At 70.2% G+C, this 22959-nt stretch carries 25 protein-coding genes and 1 pseudogene; 19 read left to right on the top strand and 7 right to left on the bottom strand.

Annotation, left to right across the window (positions count from 1 at the left end):
* Both AB0I16_RS06240 and AB0I16_RS06235 read left to right on the top strand, forming a co-directional pair.
* Positions 1 to 223, top strand: a pseudogene (locus tag AB0I16_RS06240) (5,10-methylene tetrahydromethanopterin reductase); the annotation flags it as partial.
* Entirely contained in the window at positions 220 to 819 is a 600-nt protein-coding gene (locus tag AB0I16_RS06235) for a CE1759 family FMN reductase (RefSeq protein ID WP_363248113.1), read from the top strand. The pseudogene AB0I16_RS06240 and the gene AB0I16_RS06235, both read left to right, overlap by 4 nt.
* A 57-nt stretch (positions 820 to 876) precedes the next feature.
* On the opposite strand, the gene AB0I16_RS06230 is transcribed toward AB0I16_RS06235, so the two are convergent.
* Positions 877 to 1485 (bottom strand): hypothetical protein, encoded by a 609-nt coding sequence (locus AB0I16_RS06230; RefSeq protein ID WP_079107311.1) that lies wholly within the window; start codon positions 1483 to 1485, stop codon positions 877 to 879.
* A gap of 164 nt (positions 1486 to 1649) precedes the next feature.
* Here AB0I16_RS06230 and hemL point away from each other — a divergent pair, with 164 nt between their 5' ends.
* The 7 genes from hemL (at position 1650) to ccsB (ending at position 9505) form a co-directional block, all read left to right on the top strand.
* The gene (gene hemL / locus AB0I16_RS06225; protein WP_363248112.1) at positions 1650 to 2975 is read left to right on the top strand and encodes a glutamate-1-semialdehyde 2,1-aminomutase; all 1326 of its coding nucleotides are present in this window, start codon (positions 1650 to 1652) and stop codon (positions 2973 to 2975) included.
* Positions 2972 to 3676: a histidine phosphatase family protein gene (locus tag AB0I16_RS06220; RefSeq protein ID WP_363248111.1), complete on the top strand. Its 705-nt coding sequence runs from the start codon at positions 2972 to 2974 to the stop codon at positions 3674 to 3676. Before hemL ends, AB0I16_RS06220 begins: the two co-directional genes overlap by 4 nt.
* 242 nt (positions 3677 to 3918) lie before the next feature.
* Complete coding sequence (locus AB0I16_RS06215; protein WP_363248110.1) at positions 3919 to 5151, top strand: hypothetical protein; 1233 nt, start codon at positions 3919 to 3921, stop codon at positions 5149 to 5151.
* 114 nt (positions 5152 to 5265) lie between these two features.
* On the top strand, positions 5266 to 5916 hold the full coding sequence (locus AB0I16_RS06210) for a TlpA disulfide reductase family protein (RefSeq protein ID WP_363248109.1): 651 nt from the start codon (positions 5266 to 5268) through the stop codon (positions 5914 to 5916).
* Positions 5916 to 6680, top strand: coding sequence for a cytochrome c biogenesis protein CcdA (locus AB0I16_RS06205; protein ID WP_363248108.1), 765 nt, complete (start codon positions 5916 to 5918; stop codon positions 6678 to 6680). The genes AB0I16_RS06210 and AB0I16_RS06205 overlap by 1 nt, the downstream gene beginning before the upstream one ends.
* A gap of 3 nt (positions 6681 to 6683) precedes the next feature.
* The gene (locus AB0I16_RS06200) at positions 6684 to 8417 is read left to right on the top strand and encodes a cytochrome c biogenesis protein ResB (protein ID WP_363248107.1); all 1734 of its coding nucleotides are present in this window, start codon (positions 6684 to 6686) and stop codon (positions 8415 to 8417) included.
* On the top strand, positions 8414 to 9505 hold the full coding sequence (gene ccsB / locus AB0I16_RS06195; RefSeq protein WP_363248106.1) for a c-type cytochrome biogenesis protein CcsB: 1092 nt from the start codon (positions 8414 to 8416) through the stop codon (positions 9503 to 9505). Before AB0I16_RS06200 ends, ccsB begins: the two co-directional genes overlap by 4 nt.
* A 14-nt stretch (positions 9506 to 9519) precedes the next feature.
* Here the strand turns inward: ccsB and AB0I16_RS06190 are convergent, their stop codons facing one another.
* Positions 9520 to 9843: a PLDc N-terminal domain-containing protein gene (locus AB0I16_RS06190; RefSeq protein WP_363248105.1), complete on the bottom strand. Its 324-nt coding sequence runs from the start codon at positions 9841 to 9843 to the stop codon at positions 9520 to 9522.
* A gap of 90 nt (positions 9844 to 9933) precedes the next feature.
* On the opposite strand from AB0I16_RS06190, the gene AB0I16_RS06185 reads away from it, so the two are divergent.
* Genes AB0I16_RS06185 through AB0I16_RS06175 form a run of 3 tightly spaced genes read left to right on the top strand, consistent with a single transcriptional unit; the run spans position 9934 to position 12990 of the window.
* Entirely contained in the window at positions 9934 to 11391 is a 1458-nt protein-coding gene (locus AB0I16_RS06185; protein WP_363248104.1) for a menaquinone biosynthesis decarboxylase, read from the top strand.
* Positions 11388 to 12290 (top strand): menaquinone biosynthesis prenyltransferase MqnP, encoded by a 903-nt coding sequence (gene mqnP / locus AB0I16_RS06180; RefSeq protein WP_363248103.1) that lies wholly within the window; start codon positions 11388 to 11390, stop codon positions 12288 to 12290. Before AB0I16_RS06185 ends, mqnP begins: the two co-directional genes overlap by 4 nt.
* 25 nt (positions 12291 to 12315) lie before the next feature.
* The gene (locus tag AB0I16_RS06175) at positions 12316 to 12990 is read left to right on the top strand and encodes a UbiX family flavin prenyltransferase (protein ID WP_363248102.1); all 675 of its coding nucleotides are present in this window, start codon (positions 12316 to 12318) and stop codon (positions 12988 to 12990) included.
* An 83-nt stretch (positions 12991 to 13073) separates the two neighbouring features.
* Here the strand turns inward: AB0I16_RS06175 and AB0I16_RS06170 are convergent, their stop codons facing one another.
* Entirely contained in the window at positions 13074 to 13199 is a 126-nt protein-coding gene (locus tag AB0I16_RS06170; protein ID WP_363248135.1) for a hypothetical protein, read from the bottom strand.
* Between the two features lie 146 nt (positions 13200 to 13345).
* Between AB0I16_RS06170 and AB0I16_RS06165 the strand changes: the two genes are divergently transcribed.
* The 6 genes from AB0I16_RS06165 to AB0I16_RS06140 all read left to right on the top strand — a co-directional run bounded on the left by AB0I16_RS06165 (position 13346) and on the right by AB0I16_RS06140 (position 19821).
* A complete protein-coding gene (locus AB0I16_RS06165; RefSeq protein ID WP_363248101.1) occupies positions 13346 to 13801 on the top strand; it encodes an Lrp/AsnC family transcriptional regulator in 456 nt (151 codons plus the stop codon).
* 99 nt (positions 13802 to 13900) lie between these two features.
* A complete protein-coding gene (gene mqnE, locus AB0I16_RS06160) occupies positions 13901 to 15064 on the top strand; it encodes an aminofutalosine synthase MqnE (protein ID WP_363248100.1) in 1164 nt (387 codons plus the stop codon).
* 129 nt (positions 15065 to 15193) lie between these two features.
* Positions 15194 to 15520 carry a DUF4229 domain-containing protein gene (locus tag AB0I16_RS06155; RefSeq protein WP_363248099.1) on the top strand — a complete coding sequence of 109 codons (327 nt, stop codon included), beginning with the start codon at positions 15194 to 15196 and terminating at the stop codon, positions 15518 to 15520.
* Positions 15521 to 15891: 371 nt separating this feature from the next.
* Complete coding sequence (locus tag AB0I16_RS06150; protein ID WP_363248098.1) at positions 15892 to 17283, top strand: dicarboxylate/amino acid:cation symporter; 1392 nt, start codon at positions 15892 to 15894, stop codon at positions 17281 to 17283.
* A gap of 214 nt (positions 17284 to 17497) precedes the next feature.
* Entirely contained in the window at positions 17498 to 18127 is a 630-nt protein-coding gene (locus AB0I16_RS06145) for a TetR/AcrR family transcriptional regulator (protein WP_363248133.1), read from the top strand.
* Between the two features lie 113 nt (positions 18128 to 18240).
* Complete coding sequence (locus AB0I16_RS06140) at positions 18241 to 19821, top strand: alpha/beta hydrolase (protein ID WP_363248097.1); 1581 nt, start codon at positions 18241 to 18243, stop codon at positions 19819 to 19821.
* Positions 19822 to 20071: 250 nt separating this feature from the next.
* On the opposite strand, the gene AB0I16_RS06135 is transcribed toward AB0I16_RS06140, so the two are convergent.
* Positions 20072 to 20374, bottom strand: a complete 303-nt coding sequence (locus AB0I16_RS06135) for a DUF397 domain-containing protein (protein ID WP_363248096.1) — start codon at positions 20372 to 20374, stop codon at positions 20072 to 20074.
* The gene (locus AB0I16_RS06130; RefSeq protein ID WP_363248095.1) at positions 20371 to 21237 is read right to left on the bottom strand and encodes a helix-turn-helix transcriptional regulator; all 867 of its coding nucleotides are present in this window, start codon (positions 21235 to 21237) and stop codon (positions 20371 to 20373) included. Before AB0I16_RS06130 ends, AB0I16_RS06135 begins: the two co-directional genes overlap by 4 nt.
* Positions 21238 to 21363: 126 nt before the next feature.
* Here AB0I16_RS06130 and AB0I16_RS06125 point away from each other — a divergent pair, with 126 nt between their 5' ends.
* Positions 21364 to 21810, top strand: a complete 447-nt coding sequence (locus tag AB0I16_RS06125) for an ATP-binding protein (RefSeq protein ID WP_363248094.1) — start codon at positions 21364 to 21366, stop codon at positions 21808 to 21810.
* On the opposite strand, the gene AB0I16_RS06120 is transcribed toward AB0I16_RS06125, so the two are convergent.
* Together AB0I16_RS06120 and AB0I16_RS06115 are read right to left on the bottom strand one after the other, a co-directional pair.
* A complete protein-coding gene (locus tag AB0I16_RS06120; protein ID WP_363248093.1) occupies positions 21803 to 22774 on the bottom strand; it encodes a molybdopterin-dependent oxidoreductase in 972 nt (323 codons plus the stop codon). The two genes, AB0I16_RS06125 and AB0I16_RS06120, sit on opposite strands and share 8 nt — an antisense overlap.
* Positions 22771 to 22914: a hypothetical protein gene (locus tag AB0I16_RS06115; RefSeq protein ID WP_363248092.1), complete on the bottom strand. Its 144-nt coding sequence runs from the start codon at positions 22912 to 22914 to the stop codon at positions 22771 to 22773. Before AB0I16_RS06115 ends, AB0I16_RS06120 begins: the two co-directional genes overlap by 4 nt.
* Between the last annotated feature and the right edge of the window lie 45 nt (positions 22915 to 22959).

Below are 22959 nucleotides of genomic sequence, written 5' to 3'. Positions count from 1 at the left end.
GGGCGACTACCAGCGCCAGCTGTTCCTCATGGACCACGCCGGCCTGCCCCTGAAGACCGTCCTGGAACAGCTCGACATCCTCGGCGAACAGGTCGTCCCCGTCCTGCGCGAGGAGTTCGCCAAGAACCGCCCGGCCGACGTCCCCGACGCCCCCACCCACACCGCCCGCGTCGCCCGCGCCGCCCTCACCAACCACCAGCCCCGGAAGGAAGCCACGGCATGAAACTCCTCGTCGTATCGGCCGGACTGAGCCTCCCCTCCTCCACCCGCCTGCTCGCCGACCGCCTCGCCGCGGCCACCGGACAGCACGCCGAGGTGGAGACCGAGGTCGTCGAGGTGCGCGACCTCGCCGTGGAGATCGCGCACAGCCTCACCACCGGCTTCCCCGGGCCCGCCCTGGGCGCCGCGATCGAGGCGGTGCGCGACGCGGACGGCCTGATCGCCGTCACGCCCGTCTTCTCCGCCACCTACAGCGGCCTGTTCAAGTCCTTCTTCGACGCCGTCAGCGGCACCGACAAGGACGCCCTCACCGGCAAGCCGGTCCTGGTCGCCGCCACCGGCGGCTCGGCCAGGCACTCCCTGGTCCTCGACCACGCGCTGCGCCCGCTCTTCGCCCACCTGCGGGCCGTCGTCGTCCCCACCGGGGTCTACGCGGCGTCCGAGGACTGGGGGGCGGAGGGCCTCGCCGGCCGGATCGACCGGGCGGGCGCGGAACTGGCGCGCCTCATGCGGCCCGCCCCGCGGCCCGACCGCCCGGCACCGGAGCCGGTCGTGCCGTTCGCGGAACAGCTCGCGGCGCTCGGGCAGCGGCAGCCGTAGCGGGCGCGGCTCCCGGCGCGGCCCGGGCGCTCCCGGCTCCCCGTGTGGCCCTGGCGCTCAGGGCCACACCAGGCAGTACGCCTGGTGCCCCGCGTCGTGCAGGCGGTGGCTGAAGTCCTGCCACTCGTGGAGGAGCTGGTAGACGTTGAAGGCGTCGCGGGGGCCGCCGCGGTCGGGGACCGTGGACCAGATGAAGGCGGCGGCGCCCACCGACTCCTCGCCGACACCGCGCAGCGGGTCGACGACGGTCATCGGGAGCTTCACCACCGCGTAGTCGGGGTGGAGGACGACCAGCTCCAGCGGGGGGACCCTGTGCAGGGGTATGCCCTCGATGCCGGTCAGGACCATCGCGGCCATCGTCTCCGGCTTGATCTTCGTGAACATGCCGCCCATGCCGAGCTCGTCCCCGCCCAGCTCCTCGGGCCGCATCGAGATGGGCACGCGGGCGGCCGTCGCGCCGTCGGGGGCGCCGAAGTACTTGTACGTCACCCCCACCCCGCCACTCCTGCTGCTGGTCCGGTCCCGCCGGGACTCGCCGGAGGCGTCCCGCACCTGCTCGGACGCCTGCGCGGGCTGTGCTTCCGCGTCGCGTCGGTGCTTGCCACGCCGGGCACGCCGGGGGCCCAGGCCTTCGGTCCCCTCGCCCAGTCCGCCACCGCGATGCATATCTCCACCCGACTGCTTTGCCAGGGCGGCACGGCCCTGTCTTTTCTAGGCCTCGCGGCCCCCGCCACGCAACCCGATCATCGTGTCAGTGACCTCCCCCACGTTCACCCGCTAAAACGTGGAGTGAAACACCTGTCCGCAGGAAGCCCGAACCCTCTGACACCATGGCTCGTGTGAGCTTCTCGTATAACGCCCCAGTTTCGCAGACTCTTTTCGACCGTGCGGCGGCCGTGACGCCCGGCGGTGTGAACTCTCCCGTGCGCGCGTTCCGCGCTGTGGGCGGTACGCCCCGTTTCATGGTGTCCGGTACCGGTCCGTACCTGACTGACGCGGACGGCCGCGAGTACGTCGACCTCGTGTGCTCCTGGGGGCCGATGATCCTCGGCCACTCGCACCCCGAGGTCATCGCCGCGGTCCAGGAGGCCGTCGCGCGCGGCACCTCCTTCGGCACGCCCGGCGAGGGCGAGGTCGCGCTCGCCGAGGAGATCGTGGCCCGCGTCGAGCCCGTCGAGCAGGTGCGGCTGGTCTCCAGCGGCACCGAGGCCACCATGTCCGCCATCCGCCTCGCGCGCGGCTTCACGGGGCGCGCCAAGGTGATCAAGTTCGCCGGGTGCTACCACGGGCACGTCGACGCCCTGCTCGCCTCCGCCGGTTCGGGCGTGGCGACCCTCGGCCTGCCCGACACGCCCGGCGTCACCGGTGCCCAGGCGGGCGACACGATCGTCGTCCCGTACAACGACCTGGAGGCCGTGCGCGCCGCCTTCGCCGCACACGCCGGGCAGGTCGCCTGCGTCATCACCGAGGCGTCGCCGGGCAACATGGGCGTCGTGCCGCCGGCCGACGGCTTCAACCAGGGCCTCGCCGACCTGTGCCGGGAGAACGGCGCGCTGTACATCTCCGACGAGGTGATGACCGGCTTCCGTACGTCGAGGGCGGGCTGGTTCGGCGTAGACGGCGTCCGGCCCGACCTGATGACCTTCGGCAAGGTCATGGGCGGCGGCTTCCCCGCCGCGGCCTTCGGCGGCCGTGCCGACGTGATGGCGCACCTCGCCCCGGCGGGCCCGGTCTACCAGGCGGGCACGCTCTCCGGCAACCCGGTCGCGACGGCCGCGGGCCTCGCGCAGCTGCGCCTCCTGGACGACGCGGCGTACGAGAAGGTGAACGCGGTCTCGGCCGAGCTGCGGGGCCTGGTGAGCGCGGCGCTGGGCAAGGAGGGCGTCGCGCACACGGTGCAGAACGCGTCCAACATGTTCTCGGTCTTCTTCACCGGCGAGCCCGTGCGGAACTACGACGACGCGAAGGCGCAGGAGTCGTTCCGCTTCACCGCCTTCTTCCACTCGATGCTGTCGCAGGGCGTCTACCTGCCGCCCTCGGCCTTCGAGTCCTGGTTCGTCTCCACCGCCCACGACGAGCGCGCGGTCGAGCGGATCGCCGCCGCCCTGCCCGCCGCCGCGCGCGCAGCTGCGGAAGCCACGGAGGTCTCCGCATGAGCGGCACGGCAGCGGGTGACGAGCTGACCGTCGTCCATCTGATGCGCCACGGAGAGGTGAACAACCCGGACGGCATCCTGTACGGACGCCTGCCCGACTACCACCTCTCTGACCTCGGCCGGCGGATGGCCGACCGGGTCGCCGAGCACCTCGCCCAGCGCGACGTCACGCACGTCGTCGCCTCGCCGCTGGACCGCGCCCAGGAGACGGCCACGCCGATCGCCAAGGCGCACGGCCTCGACCTGGCGACGGACGGCAGGCTCATCGAGGCGGCCAACGTCTTCGAGGGCAAGACCTTCGGGGTCGGCGACGGCGCCCTGAAGAACCCGGAGAACTGGAAGCACCTCCTCAACCCCTTCAAGCCCTCCTGGGGCGAACCGTACGTCGAGCAGGTCGTCCGGATGATGGGCGCCCTGGACGCGGCGAAGGACGCCGCGCGCGGGCACGAGGCGGTCTGCGTCAGCCACCAGCTGCCGATCTGGATCGTGCGCAGCTTCGTGGAGAAGCGGCGGCTGTGGCACGACCCGCGCAAGCGGCAGTGCACGCTCGCGTCCCTGACGACGTTCACCTACCGCGGTGACCGCATCGTCTCGGTGGGTTATTCGGAGCCCGCCCGCGATCTCGTTCCCGCGCATCTCCTCGCCGGCGCGAAGCCGGTGAAGGGCGGGGACAAGGCGGCCGGTAAGGCCTTCGGGGCCTGACCTCCTTTCCCCCGGGAGGCCGTGCGGTTTCCTCCCGGGGGCCGCCGCGTTCTCATTCACTTCACGTGATCGCGCGGCAACTGTATGTCTGTTCCCGGCCCCTTGAAGGGGCTCTGCGGGTAAAACTCCTCAAATTACGGCGACGTGCTGGAACCCCGCACTTCGTCGTGCCCTCTAACTGGTCAACCGTCTGCATGGCACATACAGCGGACGGGGCCACGGGCGCGACGAATGGGGATGGAATGCTCGACATCAGCCGCAGGGGAATGCTCGGACTCGGAGCGGGCGCAGCCGCCGCTCTCGGGCTCGCGGCATGCGGCTCCGGGGCCGGTGGCGACTCCTCGGGGCCCGCGGACAAGGCCAAGGACGGGTCGTCCGGCGCCGGAAAGCACCCGGTGAAGCCGCTCGGCGACGGTTCCACCGCGTACACGGGCCCCCAGCCCCACCAGCCCGGCAAGCCGGTGCCGCTGGAGCCGGGCGAGACGCCCCCGCAGTTCGTCATCTTCTCCTGGGACGGCGCGGGCGAGGTCGGCAACGGGCTGTTCCCGCGCTTTCTGAAGCTCGCCGAGGACCACAACGCGCACATGACGTTTTTCCTCTCCGGGCTTTATCTGCTCCCGGAATCGAAGAAGCGCATGTACCGGCCGCCGAACAACTCGGTCGGCGCCTCCGACATCGGATATCTCACCGACGGTCACATCAAGGAGACGCTGAAGTACGTACGCCAGGCGTGGCTCGAAGGCCATGAAATCGGCACGCACTTCAACGGGCACTTCTGCTCGGGCACGGGAACGGTCGCCAACTGGACGCCCGCGCAATGGCAGGACGAGATAGACCAGGCCAAGTCGTTCGTGAAGAAGTGGCGCACGAACACCGGCTGGACCGATCTGCCGCCGCTGCCCTTCGACTACGACAAGGAACTCGTCGGCGGCCGCACGCCGTGCCTGCTCGGCCAGGACAACCTGCTGCCGACCGCGAAGAAGCTCGGCTGGCGCTACGACGCGTCCTCGCCCGGCGGACGCCAGAAGTGGCCGCGGAAGAAGATGGGCGTCTGGGACCTGCCGTTGCAGGGCGTGCCCTTCCCCGGGCACTCCTTCGAGGTACTGTCGATGGACTACAACATCCTCGCCAACCAGTCGAAGAACTCCACGAAGGCGCCGCCGGCCAACTACCCGGGCTGGCGCAAGCAGGCCACCGACGCCTACATAGCCGGCTTCGAGCGCGCCTACGAGTCCAACCGCGCCCCGTTCTTCATAGGCAACCACTTCGAGGAGTGGAACGGCGGCATCTACATGGACGCCGTCGAGGAGGCCCTGAAGCACATCGCGGGCAAGAAGGACGTGCGTCTCGTCTCCTTCCGGCAGTTCTGCGACTGGCTCGACGTGCAGGACCCGAAGGTGCTCCAGCAGCTCCAGGGCCTTGAGGTCGGCCAGGCGCCGGCGGGTGGCTGGAAGGCGCTCGGCAAGACCTCCTGACGGGCTCCCGGCGATCCGTCCTGACGGGCACTCGGCGACCCGTTCTGAGATGGGACTTTCCGCGACCGCGGGGGGTGCGGAAGATCCCCGAAACAGACATGCGAAACTTTTCACATGAGTGCCGCCCGCCGCGCCCCCCACAGCACGAACCACAGCCGTAGCCGCCGCGCCGGTGGCCGCAGCGGCCGTGCCGCCCTGCTGGCCGCCGGCGCCGCGGTCGCCGCACTGACCCTGTCGGCCTGCGGATCGGGCGGCACGTCGGGCGGCGGCGGCAACACGAACTTCGTCGCGGGCTCGGACGGCATCGCGACCGCCGCCAAGGCGGACCGCAAGCCGCTGCCCGCACTCGACGGCGAGACCCTTGAGGGCGAGCACCTGGACCTCGCCAAGGCGTACAAGGGCAAGATCCTCGTCCTCAACGTCTGGGGCTCCTGGTGCGCGCCGTGCCGGGCCGAGGCGCCGAACTTCGTGAAGGTGGCCGCCGAGACGAAGTCCGAGGGCGTCGAGTTCGTCGGCATCAACACCCGGGACCCCGAGCGCGGCCCGGCCCTCGCGTTCGAGAAGGCGCACAAGGTCGAGTACCCGAGCCTGTACGACCCGACGGGCAAGCTGATGCTGCGCTTCCCCAAGGGCACGATGAACCCGAACTTCATCCCCTCGACGATCGTCGTCGACCGTGACGGCGAGATCGCGGCGCGCTCGCAGCAGCCGCTGAACGAGGAGAAGCTGCGGAAGATGATCGACCCCATGCTCGCGGAGAAGTGATGTCGACCCTCGCGGCCATCACGGGACCCAACCAGACCGTCATGAGCGGGGCCCTGCTCCTCGCGATCCCGGTCGCCGTGCTCGGCGGTCTCGTCTCCTTCTTCTCACCCTGCGTCCTGCCGCTCGTCCCCGGCTACCTGTCGTACGTCACCGGGGTCGGCGGCCAGGACCTCGGTGAGGCGCGGCGCGGCCGGATGGCGGCCGGTGCCGGGCTCTTCGTGCTCGGCTTCACCGTCGTCTTCGTCTCCGCCACCGTCTTCTTCGGGGCGCTCGGACGCACCCTCAAGGAGCACCAGAGCACGATCAACACCGTGCTCGGCGTGGTGATGATCGTGCTCGGGCTCTTCTTCATGGGGCTCATGCCCTGGCTGACCCAGCGCGAGTTCCGCTTCCACAAGCGGCCCGCGGTGGGGCTGATCGGCGCGCCGGTGGTGGGCGCGCTCTTCGCCGTCGGCTGGACGCCGTGCATCGGCCCGACGCTCTCCTCGGTGCTCCTCCTCGCCGCAGACGGGGGCAACGCGCAGCGCGGTGCGATCCTCGGGGTCGCGTACTCCCTCGGGCTCGGCATCCCGTTCATCCTCGCGGCCGTCGCCTTCCGCAAGGCGCTCGGCGCCTTCGCGTGGGTCAAGCGGCATTATGCGTGGGTGATGCGCGTCGGCGGCATCATGATGATCGCGACGGGCCTGCTGCTCGTCACCGGCGTGTGGGACAGCGTCGTGCAGCAGATGCAGGTCTGGTCGAACAGCTACTCGGTGGGGATCTGATCCATGAGCAAGACCGAAGCCCCCGAAGAGCGGAGCGGGCTCGACGCGGCGGGCGCCCAGCTCTCGACCGCGCCCAGGGAGGACGCGCCGAACCTGCCCTCCCTCGGCGTCATCGGCTGGTTCCGCTGGTTCTGGCGGCAGCTCACCTCGATGCGGGTCGCGCTGCTCCTGCTCCTGCTGCTCTCGCTGGGCGCCATCCCGGGCTCGCTGATCCCGCAGAACGGCGTGGACGAGCTCAAGGTCCAGGACTTCATGGACCGGCACACCACGCTCGGGCCGATCTACGACAAGCTCCAGCTCTTCGACGTCTACAGCTCGGTGTGGTTCTCCGCGATCTACATCCTGCTCTTCGTCTCCCTCATCGGCTGCATCGTGCCCCGCACCTGGCAGTTCGTGGGCCAGCTCCGCGGCCGTCCGCCGGGGGCCCCGAAGAAGCTGACGCGGCTGCCCGCGTACACGGCGTGGCGCACCGAGGCGGAGCCCGAGCAGGTGCACGAGGCCGCGCTCGCGCTGCTCAGGCAGCGCCGCTTCCGCGCGCACACCGCCGGGGGTGCCGGGGGCGCCGGCTCCGTCGCCGCCGAGAAGGGCTATCTGCGCGAGGCCGGGAACCTGATGTTCCACATCGCGCTGATCGTGATGCTGATCGCGTTCGCCGCCGGGCAGCTGTTCAAGTCCGAGGGCGGCAAGCTGATCACCGAGGGCGACGGCTTCTCGAACACCCTCAGCCAGTACGACGACTTCAAGTCCGGCAGCCTCTTCGACACCGGGGAGCTGGCACCGTTCAGCTTCACGCTCGACGACTTCGAGGGCACGTACGAGAAGTCGGGCCCCAACCGCGGCACGCCCCGCACCTACCGGGCGAACGTCACGTACTCCGAGGGCGTCGACGGACCCGAGAAGAAGAAGTCGATCGAGGTCAACAAGCCGCTGGAGATCGACGGCTCGAAGGTCTACCTCATCGGCCACGGCTACGCCCCCACGGTCACCGTGCGCGACAGCAAGGGCGATGTCGTCTACCGCAACTCCGTGCCGCTGCTGCCCATCGACCAGAACGGCACCGCGACCGGCGCCATCAAGGTCCTCGACGGCTACAAGGACAAGAGCGGCAAGAAGGAGCAGCTCGGCTTCAACGCCTTCTTCGTGCCGACGTTCGCGGGCGAGGGCAAGGGCCAGATGTTCTCGCAGTTCCCCGCGCCCGACTTCCCCGTGCTCGCGCTCTCCGCGTACCACGGCAGCCTCGGCGTGGACTCCGGTGTCCCGCAGAACGTGTACCAGCTCGACACCCGGAAGATGACGAAGTTCAAGGACTCCGAGGGCGAGCTGTTCAAGCAGCGGCTGCTGCCCGGCGAGACCATGAAGCTGCCCGGCGGCGCGGGTTCGATCACCTTCGAGAAGGACCTCAAGGAGTGGGCGACCTTCCAGATCTCGCAGGAGCCGGGCTCCATGTGGGCGCTGGGCGGGGCGGTCGCCGCCATCGTGGGCCTCGCCGGATCGCTGTTCATCCAGCGCCGCCGCGTCTGGGTGCGCGCGGTGCGGGGCGCCGACGGAGTGACCTTCGTGGAGATGGCGGGCCTCGGCCGCAGCGAGTCCGCGAAGCTGCCCGAGGAACTCGCCGGGCTCGCCGCCCGGCTGCACGACGAGGCGCCGAGCGCGCCCGAACCGAACGACGCCACGGAGGCGGAGACCGTCTCCGGCTCCGACCCCGATGCCGTACCTGCCGAAGGGGCTGAGAAGTGAATCTCGCCACCACCCTGGCCGCCGAAACCAACGAGGACCTCGCGCGCGTCAGCAACGTGCTGATCTACTCGGCGATGGCCGTCTACCTCCTCGCCTTCTTCGCGCACATGGCGGAGTGGCTCTTCGGCAGCCGCAGCAAGGTCGCCCGCACGGCCGCCGCGCTGACCCCCGCCAAGACCGCGGTCAAGGCCCCCGAGGTGACCGTCACCGCCAAGGGCGGCACCGCCACCCTTGAGCGGCCGAAGGTCGTCACGCGGTCCGTGACCGGCTCCCGGGACGTGCCGGACGGCCCCGGCGCGGCGGCGGGCGACGAGAAGGGCGACCTGTACGGCCGCATCGCGGTGTCGCTCACCGTGCTCGCGTTCCTCCTGGAGTTCGGCGGCGTCCTCACCCGCGCCCTGTCGGTGCAGCGGGCGCCGTGGGGCAACATGTACGAGTTCAGCATCACCTTCTCCACGGTCGCCGTCGGCGTGTACCTGGTGCTGCTCGCACTGAAGAAGAACGTCGCCTGGCTCGGCCTGCCGCTGGTCACGACGGTCCTGCTCGACCTCGGCCTCGCCGTCACCGTCCTGTACACCTCCAGCGACCAGCTGGTCCCCGCCCTGCACTCGTACTGGCTGTGGATTCACGTCTCCACGGCGATCTTCTGCGGCGCGGTCTTCTACGTCGGCGGCGTCGGCGCGCTGCTCTACCTCTTCAGGGACAGCTACGAGACGAAGCTGGAGAACGGCGGACAGCCGGGCAAGTTCGCCACGTCCGTCCTTGAGCGGCTCCCCTCGGCGGCCTCGCTCGACAAGTTCTCGTACCGCCTGAACGCCGCGATCTTCCCGCTCTGGACGTTCACGATCATCGCGGGCGCCATCTGGGCGGGCGACGCCTGGGGCCGCTACTGGGGCTGGGACCCCAAGGAGGTCTGGTCCTTCATCACCTGGGTCGCCTACGCCGGTTACCTGCACGCCCGCGCGACGGCCGGCTGGAAGGGCCGCAAGGCCGCCTACCTCGCGCTGATCGCCTTCGCCTGCTGGCTGTTCAACTACTACGGCGTGAACATCTTCGTCACCGGCAAGCACTCGTACGCCGGGGTCTGATCCCCGGCGGTCGCTCAGCCCTCGCCGCCCTTGTCCCGCTTGTTCTCGTCCGGGTCGTCGGCCTTGTCGTCGTCCCTGAGGGACTTCAGGAACTCCGGGTTGTCGTCGGGCGCGACCCAGCGGGTCCTGCCGCCTCCCGAGGCGCCCGGCGCGTGCCGCTTCTTGCCGGTGACGAACCAGGCGACGGGGCCGAGCAGCACCTCTCCGAAGAGCAGCACGATGATGACCCACACCACCTTCGGCAGGTGCCTGACCTCCTTCTCCGGAGTGTTCAGGACATCGATGAAGGCGTAGATCCACACTGCCAGGACCAGCAGGAACGGCAGATACCTGAGCATGGTGGCGCGATCCCCCAAGGGTGGTGGCGGGAGGCGTGTGCGTGCCCCCGGTGACGGGGCCAGGGTAGCCGGTGCCGGATACTGGAGGGCATGGCTTATGACGATCTTCGCTCCCTGCTCCGGGCGCTGGAGCGCGAGGGCGACCTCAAGCGCATCAAGGCCGAGGTCGACCCGTACCTGGAGGTCGGCGAGATCGTCGACCGGGTGCAGAAGTCCGGCGGCCCCGCGCTCCTCTTCGAGAACGTCAAGGGCTCGGCGATGCCCCTGGCGATGAACGTGTACGGCACGGACCGGCGCCTGCTCAAGGCGCTCGGCCTGAAGTCGTACGCCGAGATCAGCGAGAAGATCGGCGGGCTGCTCAAGCCGGAGCTGCCGCACGGCTTCGTCGGGGTGCGCGAGGCGTTCGGCAAGCTCGGCGCGATGACGCACGTACCGCCGAAGAAGGTGAAGTCGGACCACGCGCCCGTGCAGGAAGTGGTCCTGACCGGCGACGACGTGGACCTGGAGAAGCTGCCCGCGCTCTTCACCTGGCCCGAGGACGGCGGCTCCTTCTTCAACCTGGGCCTGACCCACACCAAGGACCCCGACACCGGCGTCCGCAACCTCGGTCTGTACCGGCTCCAGCGCCACGACAAGCGCACCATCGGCATGCACTGGCAGATCCACAAGGACAGCCGCAACCACTACCAGGTGGCCGCCCGCAGGGGCGAGAAGCTGCCCGTCGCCATCGCCTTCGGCTGCCCGCCGGCCGTGACGTACGCGTCCACGGCGCCGCTGCCCGGCGACATGGACGAGTACATGCTGGCCGGGTTCATCCAGGGCAAGCGCGTGGAGATGGTCGACTGCAAGACGGTCCCGCTCCAGGTGCCCGCGCACGCGGAGGTCGTCATCGAGGGCTGGCTGGAGCCCGGCGAGATGCTGCCCGAGGGACCCTTCGGCGACCACACCGGCTTCTACACGCCGCAGGAGCCGTTCCCCGCGCTGAAGATCGACTGCGTGACGATGCGGAAGCGGCCGCTTCTCCAGTCGATCGTGGTCGGCCGCCCGCCGACCGAGGACGGCCCGCTGGGCCGGGCGACGGAGAGGTTCTTCCTCCCGCTCCTCAAGGTGATCGTCCCGGACATCGTCGACTACCACCTGCCGGAGTCGGGCGGCTTCCACAACTGCGCGATCGTCTCGATCGACAAGAAGTACCCCAAGCACGCCCAGAAGGTCATGCACGCCATCTGGGGCGCGCACATGATGTCGTTGACGAAGCTCATCGTCGTCGTCGACAAGGACTGCGACGTCCACGATCTGCACGAGGTCTCCTGGCGCGCCCTCGGCAACACCGACTACGCCCGCGACCTCACCGTCGTCGAGGGCCCGGTCGACCACCTCGACCACGCGTCCTACCAGCAGTTCTGGGGCGGCAAGGCGGGCATCGACGCCACCCGCAAGCTGCCCGAGGAGGGCTACACACGGGACGGGGGCTGGCCGGAGATGGTCGAGTCCGACCCGGAGACGGCGGCGAAGGTCGACCGCCGCTGGAAGGAGTACGGGCTGTGAGTTCCGCTTCAGCGGCCGTCCCGCGGCCGGGGCGCACCAAGGCGTTCCTGCGCCTGGTCATGATCGAGCACTCCGTGTTCGCGCTGCCCTTCGCCTACATCGCCTCGCTGACGGCGATGTTCCTGCTCGACGAGAACATCCACTGGGGGCGGCTGCTCCTGGTCACCGTCTGCATGGTGGGGCTGCGTACGTTCGCCATGGCCGCGAACCGCATCATCGATCGCGAGATCGACGCCCGTAACCCGAGGACCGCCCACCGCGAGCTGGTGACGGGCGCGGTCTCCGTGAAGTCGGCGTGGACCGGCGCCCTGATCGCCCTCGTGGTGTTCCTGGGCGCGGCGGCCCTGCTCAACCCGCTCTGCCTGGCGCTGGCGCCCGTCGCGGTGGTCCCGATGGTCGTCTACCCCTACGGCAAGCGGTTCACGAACTTCCCGCAGGCGATCCTCGGCATCGCCCAGGCCATGGGCCCGGTGGGTGCCTGGATCGCGGTCACCGGCGAGTGGTCGGGGCAGGCCGTGATCCTCGGCCTCGCGGTCGGCGTCTGGATCGGCGGCTTCGACCTGATCTACGCCTGCCAGGACGTGGAGACCGACCGCGAGGTCGGCGTGAAGTCGGTGCCCGCGCGCTTCGGCGTCCCGGCCGCCATCTGGGGCGCCCGCGGCTGCCACCTGGTGACCACGGCGCTCCTCGTCTGGTACGCGGCGTCCACCGGGGCCGGCGTGTTCTTCTGGCTCGGCCTCGCGGTCGTCGCCGGCGCCTTCGTCTACGAGCACACGATCGTCAGGCCGCACGACCTGACCCGGCTGAACCGCGCCTTCTTCCAGGTGAACGGTTTCATCGGAATCGCCCTGTTCGTCTGCGCGTTGCTCGATCTGCTCGTACGCGGCCTCACCGTCTGAACGGCCGCCGGATAGGCTTCACAGCGTGAATCCAGGAGATACGCAGCGTAGGCCTTGGATCGTGGGGGTGTCGGGCGCCTCGGGGACGCCGTACGCGGCGGCCGTGCTGCGCGCCCTGCTCGCGGCGGGCGAGAGCGTCGACCTCGTCGTGTCGCGGGCGTCGCGCCTGACGCTGCTCGACGAGACGGGCATCTCGTTCCGCGACGCGCACTGGCGGGACGACCTGCGGCAGTGGCTCGCGCGGGGGGCCGACGGCAAGCCGGACACGTTCGACGTGGCCGTGGACGACGTGCGGTACTGGCCCGCGGGCGACCTGGCGGCGGGGCCGTCGTCGGGGTCGTACGCGACCAGGGGGATGCTGATCGTGCCGGCGTCCACGGCGTGCGTGGCCGGGGTGGCGCTCGGGCTCTCGAAGGACCTGCTGCAGCGGTCGGCGAGCGTGACGCTCAAGGAGGGCAGGCGGCTCGTGGTCTGCGTACGCGAGACGCCGCTGAACGGACAGACGCTGAAGCACATGGTGAGCCTGGACGAGGCGGGCGCGATCGTGCTGCCCGCCTCTCCGGCGTTCTACGCGGGGGCGACGCACATCCAGGACCTGGTGGACTTCGTCGCCGGGCGGACGCTGGACGCGGCGGGAGTGCCGCACAGCCTGTACCGCCGTTGGGAAGGGGAACTGGGAGGCGCTTCCCGTGCGGGATGAGCGCCCCCGAAGGGGCGCGGGGAACTGCGCGAGCAACCACGACGAACTTGTCGTCGGTGCTCAGCCGCACTCCCGCGGCGGGACTAACGCTTCTTGGCGCCCCGCGGCTTCCTGGCGGTCTTCTGCGTCGGCGCAACCTTCGCACGCGAGCGGTTGGCCAGGTCCTGAAGCTCGCGCATACGGGCGTAGGCCATCTCGATCGAGTACACGGGGTGTCTCACTCCTGAGTGATCGTTTGAAGGATCGTTGCTGATCGGCTGAAGTCGAGAAAGATTTGCGGGGCGTAAGCCCTGTTGCGCCTTAGATTCTACACATAGACTCGCGGTATCGCTGAATAATGAAAGGCATCGCACCTATGGACGCCGTCGACAGGCAGCTCATCCAGGCCCTGCGGGAGAACGGCCGCGCCTCGTACGCCGAACTCGGCCGGCTCGTCGGCCTCTCCGGGCCCAGCGTCACGGACCGGATCAACCGCCTCGAAGCGGCCGGTGTCATCACCGGCTACCGCGCGACCGTCGACTCCGCCTCCCTCGGCCTCGGCGTCATCGCCCTCATCGGCATCTCGCTCTCCGACGCGGCCGACCACGAGGACGTGGCCCGCCGCCTGAAGGACCTGCACGAGATCGAGGACTGCTGGTTCATCGCGGGCGACGACTCGTACATGCTCAAGGTCAGGGCCAGTGACGTGGACGGCCTGGAGAGGACGATCCGCAGGCTCAGCGGCACTCGCGGGGTCTCCCGCACGCGGACCACGATCGTGCTCTCCACCAAGTGGGAGAACCGGGTCGGAGAGCTGCCCGAGGAGGAGTGAGCGGGGGCGGGGGCGTACGGTTGGCGGAGTTTGTGGCAGGTCGTACGTCGGTGGTACGCGGGTCTGCCGTAGGTCGCTGGGAGAGGTAAGGGCGAGGGCATGGACGCAGGTCTGAAGCGCGATCTTGAGCAGAAGGTCCGGGACGGTGAGCGGCTGACCCGCGAGGACGGCATCGCCCTCTACGAGTCGGACGACCTCGCCTGGCTCGGCGGCCTCGCCCACGAGGTGCGCACGCGCAAGAACGGCGACGTCGTGCACTTCAACGTCAACCGCCACCTCAACATGACCAACGTGTGCACCGCCTCGTGCGCCTACTGCTCCTTCCAGCGCAAGCCGGGCGAGAAGGACGCGTACACGATGCGCATCGAGGAGGCCGTCCGCCTCGCCAAGGCGATGGAGGGCGAGAACCTCACCGAGCTGCACATCGTCAACGGCCTGCACCCGAACCTGCCGTGGCGCTACTACCCGCGCTCGCTGAGCGAGCTGAAGAAGGCCCTCCCGAACGTCTCCCTGAAGGCCTTCACGGCCACCGAGATCCACCACTTCGAGACGATCTCCGGGATGTCGGCCTCCGACATCCTGGACGAGCTGATCGAGGCCGGCCTGGAGTCGCTGACCGGCGGCGGCGCGGAGATCTTCGACTGGGAGGTGCGGCAGCACATCGTCGACCACCGCACCCACTGGGAGGACTGGTCCCGCATCCACCGCCTCGCGCACGAGAAGGGCCTCAAGACCCCGTGCACGATGCTGTACGGCCACATCGAGGAGCGCCGCCACCGCGTCGACCACGTCCTGCGCCTGCGTGAGCTCCAGGACGAGACCGGCGGCTTCCAGGTCTTCATCCCGCTGCGCTACCAGCACGACTTCGTGGACATGAAGGACGGCAAGGTCAGGAACCGCCTCCAGGCGCGCACCACCATGGCCTCCGGTGCCGAGGCCCTGAAGACCTTCGCGGTCTCCCGGCTGCTCTTCGACAACGTCCCGCACGTCAAGGTCTTCTGGGTCATGCACGGCCTGCAGACCACGCAGCTCGCCCTCCAGCACGGCGCCGACGACATGGACGGCTCGGTCGTCGAGTACAAGATCACGCACGACGCGGACAACTTCGGCACCCCGAACAAGCTGACCCGCGAGGACCTCCTCGACCTGATCCGCGAGGCCGGCTTCCGCCCGGTCGAGCGGAACACGCGCTACGAGGCGATCCGCGAGTACGAGGGCCCCGACCCGCTGCTGCGCGAGGCGCCGCAGGCCATGCGGGTCTGAGGTCCGTCACCGGCGCCCTCCGCGTCGCGTCCTCGGGCCCGCCCCCCTTGCCGGGCGGCGAGCCGCCCGTGTTTCACTGGGAGGGCTCGTCCAGCTCGGGCCCATTTCGGAACGGAAGAGTGGATTGACATGCTCCGCTACACGCTGATGCGCCTCGGGATCTTCGTGGGCTGCTTCCTGGTCGTCTGGGGCCTCGTCTACGCCGAAATCCTGCCGCGCGGCCTCGGCGACTCCAACCTGCTCTGGGTGCTGCTGCTCGCGCTCGTCATCTCGGCGCCCATCAGCTTCGTGGTCCTGCGCAAGGAGCGCGACCGCGCCTCGGAGAACGTGGTGGCGCGCGTGGAGCGCACCAAGGCCAACCTGGAGGCGAACCGCACCCAGGAGGACGACGCGGACGACCTGGCGCGGGCCAAGGCCGAGTCGCCGGCCGGGCGGACGCAGGCGCAGGGTTCGTAAGCTTCGTCACACACTTCACCGGGACCCCGGCTCCGGAGCAGCTCGCTCCGGGGCCGGGGTCCCGTGCGTCCGGGCCGGGTCGCGGAAGCGGACCGGGAGCGGTCAGGGGACCGGAAGCTCCGCTTCCCTCAAACAAGACCTTTGATGTTCTCAAAGTACGAGTGTTAACGTATTGGCCATGAAGACAGCAGCAGCGCACCGCCACGCCATGAGCGTCCCGCTCGTGGCGCGCCTGCATGTCGACCTCTGCCGCTGCATGTCCGCGGCCTGTCACGTCTGAACGTGACCCGCTGCAGCGACGCCGCTGACCCTTCGCGGTCGCCGCTCCCGTACGTCCCCCACCCCCTGACTTACCTCACCGGAGTGTGTCCGTGTCCGCGAATTCCGCGACGCCCGCCGACCAGGCGAGCGGCCCCGAGAAGCCCAGCCCCGGCTTCCGGATACCCAAGTTCCTCAAGGTTCCCTTCTGGGCGCAGATCCTCGGCGGTCTCGTCCTCGGTGTCCTGCTCGGCTGGCTCGCCCGCAGCCAGGACATCTCCTGGCTCGTCACCACCCTCTCCAAGGTCGGCGACACCTTCATCGGCCTGCTGAAGCTCGCGGTCGCCCCGCTCGTCTTCTTCGCGATCCTGGTGTCGATCACCAACCTGCGGAAGGTCAACAACGCGGCGCGCCTGGCCACCCGCACCCTGCTGTGGTTCATGATCACGTCGCTCATCGCGGTCGCCATCGGCCTCGCGATCGGCCTGCTCACCAACCCCGGCTCCGGCACCGGCCTCACCCCGAAGGACGGCAAGGCCCCCGACCACGCGGGCTCCTGGATCGACTTCCTCACCGGGATCATCCCGACGGACGTCATCACGCCCTTCACCGAGCTGAACGTCCTCCAGATCGTCTTCATGGCCGCCGTCGCCGGTATCGCCGTACTGAAGATCGGCGACAAGGCGCAGCCGATCCTGGAGCTGAGCGAGTCCGTCCTCGCCCTCCTCCAGAAGGCCCTGTGGTGGGTCATCAAGCTCTCCCCGATCGGCACCGTCGGCCTCATCGGCTTCGCCATCGCGGACTACGGCTGGAACCTCATCAGCAAGTACGCGACGTTCACCGCGGACATCTACATCGGCTGCGCCCTGGTGATGTTCGGCGTCTACCCGCTGCTGCTCGCCACCGTCGCCAAGGTCAACCCGCTCCAGTTCTTCAAGGGCGCCTGGCCCGCGATCCAGCTCGCGTTCGTCTCGCGCTCCTCGGTCGGCACGATGCCGGTCACCCAGAAGGTCACCGAGCGCCTCGGCGTCCCGAAGGAGTACACCTCCTTCGCCGTGCCCTTCGGCGCCACGACCAAGATGGACGGCTGCGCCGCGATCTACCCGTCGATCGCCGCGATCTTCGTCGCGCAGATCTTCGACGTGAACCTGGGCATCAAGGAGTACCTGCTCATCGCCTTCGTGTCGGTCGTCGGCTCCGCCGCCACGGCCGGTCTGACCGGCGCCACGGTCATGCTGACGCTGACCCTGTCCACGCTGGGCCTGCCCATGGAGGGCGTCGGCCTGCTGCTCGCCATCGACCCGGTCCTCGACATGATGCGCACCGCCACGAACGTGGCCGGCCAGGCGCTGGTGCCCGTGATCGTCGCCGCCCGGGAGAAGATCCTCGACCGCGAGGCGTACGAGCACGCGTCGGCTTCGCCGCTGGACGACTTCGACGAGCCGACGCCGGAGCCGGAGCCGCGTGACGCGCAGGCTTCGCGCCCGGTGCCCGCGGGCGTGTAACGCCTTCCCGGTCCGTCGGCGTCCGTCGGCCCCGCTCCGGAAGCTCACCGAGGCTTCCGGGGCGGGGCTTCGTCGTGAGGCCCGCCGGGGGCCAGTTCTGGCCAAAGCATTGCCGAGGGTGATCGAGAGGCGGGCTCCGTGACCGTACGCTGATCCTGGACGGACGGCGTGGGAAGAGGCGGGGCCTGTGGGCGAGAAGCAGCGGCAGAAGCGGATGCCGCGGGCCGTGCGCGAGCAGCAGATGCTGGACGCGGCGGTGCGGACGTTCGGGCAGCGGGGGTTCAGGGCCGCGTCCATGGACGAGATCGCGGAGCTGGCCGGGGTGTCGAAGCCGCTGGTGTACCTGTATCTGCACTCCAAGGACGACCTCTTCACCGCCTGCATCCGGCGGGAGGCCGCCGCGCTCGTCGACGCCGTGCGGGACGGGGTGGACGCCGCCGCGGGGGAGAGCGCCGACCGCCGGCTCTGGTCGGGGCTGCGGGCGTTCTTCACGCACACCGCCGAGCGGCCCGACGGCTGGGCGGTGCTGCACAGCCAGGCGCGCACCCAGGGGGAGCCGTTCGCCGCCGAGGTCGCCGCGATGCGGGAGGAAGTCCTCGCCTACGTGACGGCGCTGATCGTCGAGGCGGCGCGGGAGGCCCACGGGGACCCCTCGCTGCCGGCCCGCGAGGTGGCGGGGCTCGCGCAGGCCCTCGTGGGCGCGGCGGAGTCCCTGGCGGGGTGGGCCAACACGGACCCGTCGGTCTCGGCGCGGGAGGCCGCGGCCACGCTCATGAACTTCGCCTGGGCGGGGCTCGGGTCGCTGATGGAGGGGCGTCGCTGGGCGGCCCGGGTCCCCGGCTGAGACCGCCGCCGACCGCACGGAAGGTGACCGGCGTCGCGTACCGTCACCGTCGAGCGGGCGAGGTTCCTGGTGGGCGCTTAGGGTGAGTGAGGGGCACACCCAGGGAGGTTGCCGTGCGCGGAGCTTGTGCACTCGCCGGCGTCACCGTACTGGCCGTGGTGGGAGCGGGCGCTCCGTGGCCGGCCTCGGCCGCCGCGGGCGGGGACGGAAGGCCGGACCTGTCGCGGTTCTACACGCAGAAGATCAAGTGGGCCGCCTGTGAGGGCGACACCCAAGCCATGGCGGACGCCACCGGCGACGTCAAGGACATCCGGTGCGGTGACGTCAAGGTGCCCATCGACTACGCCGACCCCGCGGCCGGGACCGTCGACGTCGCGATGATCCGTATGAAGTCCAGTGCGGCGGGGAAGCCCAGGGGCTCCCTGCTGCTGAACTTCGGCGGCCCCGGCGGGCCGGGGGTCTCCGCGCTCGCCGGGTCGCAGAAGGAGTTCTCCTTCCTCAGCAAGGAGTACGACGTCGTCTCCTTCGACCCGCGGGGCGTGGGCGAGAGCGACCCCGTGACCTGCGGCGACGCCGAGACGGGCGCCGAGGTCCTGGAGGGCGGGCCCGCGGACGGCACCGACGACCCCGCGGCCGTGCTCAAGGAGCTGCGCGAGGCCGCCGCCGAGTGCGCGAAGAAGTCGGGGCCCGTGCTGCCGCACATGGGCACGGTCAACGTCTCGCGCGACCTCGACGTCATGCGGCACGCCCTCGGCGACAAGAAGCTCAACTACCTCGGCTTCTCGTACGGGACACGGCTCGGCGCCGTCTACGCCGCCCAGTTCCCCGACAAGGTCGGCCGCATGGTGCTCGACGGCGTGGACACGCTGACCGAGCCGGTCGCCGAGCAGTCCCTCGCCACGGCGGAGGGCCGCCAGACCGCCCTCGACAACTTCCTCGCCTGGTGCACGGGGAACCCCGGCTGCGTCTTCGGCACCGACGCGCGCGCCGCGCGCCAGGACATGCGGCAGGTCATCGAGGACCTGGACGAGATGCCGCTCCAGGCCCTGGACGGCGGGCAGTTCACCGGACAGGACGTCGTCGGCGTGCTGAGCCAGGCCCTGTACAGCAGGCAGGCATGGCCCGCCCTCTCCCAGGCCCTCGGCGCGCTGCTCGCGGACGGCGACCCCCGGGCGCTGCTGCGGATGAGCGGCGGGCTCGGCGGAGCGGTGCGCGGTGGCGGTACGGCCGCGCGCGACACGGTGCCCATGGACAACATGACGGCCGCCCTGATGGCCGTGAACTGCGCCGACGACCCCGACAGGCCGAACGCCGCGCGGATAGAGAAGGAGGTCGGCCGGCTGAAGAAGGAGTTCGAGAAGGCGTCACCGGTCTTCGGCAAGTCGATGCTGATGCCGGTCCTGCTCTGCTTCGGCCGCCCTCCCGGCACCGACTACATCCGCGAGTCCGTACGGGACATCAGCTCCCCCGAGCTGCTGCTCGTCGGCACGCGCGGCGACCCCGCGACGCCCTACCGCTGGACCGAGGAGACCGCCGAGCGGCTCGGCCCCAAGGCGATCGTCCTGGACAACAAGGGCGACGGGCACACCGGTTACCTGGGCTCCGAGTGCGTACGCGACAAGGTCGACGGCTTCCTCCTGTACGGCGAGATGCCGCCGGACGGCAGCTCCTGCCCACCGGACAAGGCGGAGTGAGCGGGCGGCGGCACCGCCTACGCGTCGGGCGCCAGGCCGAGCATCGCCTTCTCGCCCGTCGCTCTCTTCGGCGCGCTCCTGGCGAGCGGCACGGCCACCGGCTTCTCACTGCCGGGCATGAGTGCGGCTCTGGTGGCGGTAGGGCTCGTGCTCTGCGTGACGTGGCGTGGGTGCGGAAAAGTCCCGCCGAAGCGTCCGGTGCGGGCGCTTGTGGGCGGGACTTCTGTGCAACCCCGGCGTGAGCCAGGGGTCAGGCCGTCGCGTGGGCGAGGAAGAGGGTCCAGGGGGCGGGACTGACGGTGAGGGTGGGCCCGGCGGTGCGTTTGCTGTCGCGGATGTGGATGGCGTGCGGGCGGATCGACAGCTCCACGCATTCGCCGCCTCCGCCGCTGCTGTGGCTGGACTTCGTCCAGGGGTACGAGGCTTCGAGGCATTCGCCGCGGGCGCCGCCGCTGTGGCTGGACTTGCGCCAGGTGTAGGCGGCCTCGAGGCAGGAGCCGCCTTCGCCGCCGCTGTAGCTGGACTTGAACCAACTGAGCTGCTCGATGTTCATCTTGCTCCCAGCATCTTCTCGATCAGGGTCAAGGACTCTTGGGCGTTGAGTGCCTGCGAGCGAAGAATGCCATAGCGAGCGGCGATGAGCCTGACTTCCTCCACGTCGGTGATGAGTCGCGGGTAGCCCTGCACCTCGGTGTACGCGACCGGCTGCCGCGACTTGCTCGTGAGGAGCGTGAACACGCCGTCAACGTTCGGGTGTTCCTGCCGGTCCGTGGGCATGACCTGCAACTCGACGGCGCGATGGCGTCCCACGCGCAGCAGTTGTCGGAGTTGTTCCTCATACACGAGGTGGCCCCCGATCGGACGTTGCAACGCTGCCTCCTCCACGATGAAACTGCAGATTGGCGAGGGCCAGCGCTCGAAGATCTGCTGTCGAGCCATTCGGTCGGACACCCGCTTCTCGATGGTCTCGGCATCTAGGAAGGGCCGCCGCTGCGAGAAGATTGTCCGTGCGTAGTCTTCGGTTTGCAGCAGCCCGTGGACAACCTGGTTGCTGTAGTCGTGCAATTCGACGGCCTCGCCCTCCAGACTCGCGTACTTCCGATACCACTCCGGATGCCGCGTCCGAGCCCTGGCCTGGGCCTCCCGTACGTCGTCCGCGGCAGCGGCCAGTACGCCCCGGGCGTCCAGGAGGGCGTCGACCCGGGTCAGGAAATCCGGCTGCGGCGTGCGCACCCCGCGCTCTATGGCCGAGATCAGCGCTTCCCCGCAGTGCGCCGCCTTGCCCAGCTCGCGCTGGCTCATGCCGGCGTGTTCGCGGAGCACCTTGATCTGTTTGCCCAGGGCGCTGAAGAGATGCGCCGTGCCGTCCGTCTGGGAAGGCCGCTCGGGCCGTTCCTCGTGGTCGCTGCCGGCCATGCCGTACCGCCCTCGCGTGAGTCACGGGAGACACCTCATACAGCCGGACGGGCACACTCATACACGGGCCCGGCGTCGAGGCGCCGTACCTGGTCAGCGTAGAGCCGATCGACCACGCTCAGTCACATGAACCAGCGAATCTCCCCCCACCCCACGACGTTGACGGTCTTCCGGCAGTTGCTCAGTGCGACGCCGCGAGGTGCCAGGCTGGCCCGGCGGCTGGCGGTGTGCCAGCTTGAGGCGTGGGGGTTTCCGCACGGCGGTGACGTGTCCGAGGCGGCGGCGCACATCGTCGCCGAGCTGGCGGCGAACGCCGTGACGCACGGCCGGGTGCCGGGGCGGGACTTCGAGCTGCGGCTCATCCGGCGGGAGCCGGACACGCTCCGTGTCGAGGTGGCGGACGCGCGTGGGGGGCCCGAGCCGAGGGCGAAGCCCCTGGACCCCCAGGCGGAGTCGGGGCACGGGCTGCGGCTCGTGGAAGCCTTGGCCGCGAGGTGGGGCGTGGCGGAGCGGGCGGTCGGCAAGACGGTCTGGGCCGAGTTGCGGACCGGCGGCCGGCCACCGGCTACGTGACGGTGAACGCCACTTCGTGGACCGAGTTGCGGGAGCCCGGCGGCGGCTGCACGCGGCCCGCGGCGTCCGTGGCCCGGGAGCGGACCGTGTGGGGGCCGGGGGTGAGCCAGCGCCGCAGGGAGAAGCCCTGCCAGGCGGGGTCGGCGCCGAGGGTGTCGAGGCGGGCGGGCTCCCAGGGGCCGTCGTCGACGGAGAGTTCGACGCGGACGACTTCCGTGGTGCTCCAGGCGCGGCCCCGGACGGTGATGGTTCCGTAGGGCAGCTTCGCGTCCCGCTCGGGCGAGGTCAGCCTGCTGTTGACGTCGACCTCGCGCACCGGCTGCGGGGTGTCGTGGCCCGGGAGCACACGGGTGTAGAACCGGGTGGTGAACATGTGCTCGGGACGCTCGTCGGTCAGGACGATCCGGGTCAGCCACTTGACGGAGTTCGTGCCGAACATGCGGGGCACCACCGCCCGCAGGGGGTGGCCGTGGCGGGCCGGCAGGGGCTCGCCGTTCATGCGGTGGGCCAGGAACACGTCGCGGCGGGCGACGGGCAGGGGCAGGTCCTTCACGTACGAGACGGCGTCCTCGTCCGCGAAGGAGCCCGTGTCGGCGCCTTCGAGGACGACGTGCCGGGCCGTGGGCAGCGGTGCGGCGCGGTCAAGGAGGGCGGCGAGGGGGAAGCCGGTCCACTCGACGTTCGCCACCGCGCGGGTGGGGACGTCGGGGCGCAGCGGGCTGCCGAAGCACTCGTGCACGGCGGTGAGCCGGTCGGCGGGGTGCGCGAGGACCGTGGCGAGGTCGAGGCGCAGGGGGTGTTCGACCAGTCCCTCGATGGTGAGGGTCCAGGTGTCGGCGGGCAGGTCCGGGACGCCCATGTGCGCGCGTACGAAGAGGTTGCCCGTCGGCGTGATGAAGTCGGGTCCCGGCGCCGGGTCGGCGTGGGAGGGATCGTCGGGGGGTGGGACGAGTGCCGCGGTCATCGGCCGGCGGCTCCCGTGCCGGTGGGCTCCGGCTGTTCCGGGTCCCCGGAGCGGGGGTGCGGTGCCGTGTCGCTGGCCTTCAGGGCCAGGGCGAAGAGGACCAGCATGGCCAGGGTCAGGGCCGTGGGCGCGACGATCATGGTGAGAATCCCCCCGGTTCTCCGAACTGGTGGGGCCGCACGCCG

The organism is Streptomyces sp. NPDC050703, from assembly GCF_040654435.1.
Classification (GTDB): Bacteria; Actinomycetota; Actinomycetes; order Streptomycetales; family Streptomycetaceae; genus Streptomyces.
This window is presented reverse-complemented; position numbering and strand designations above follow the sequence as displayed.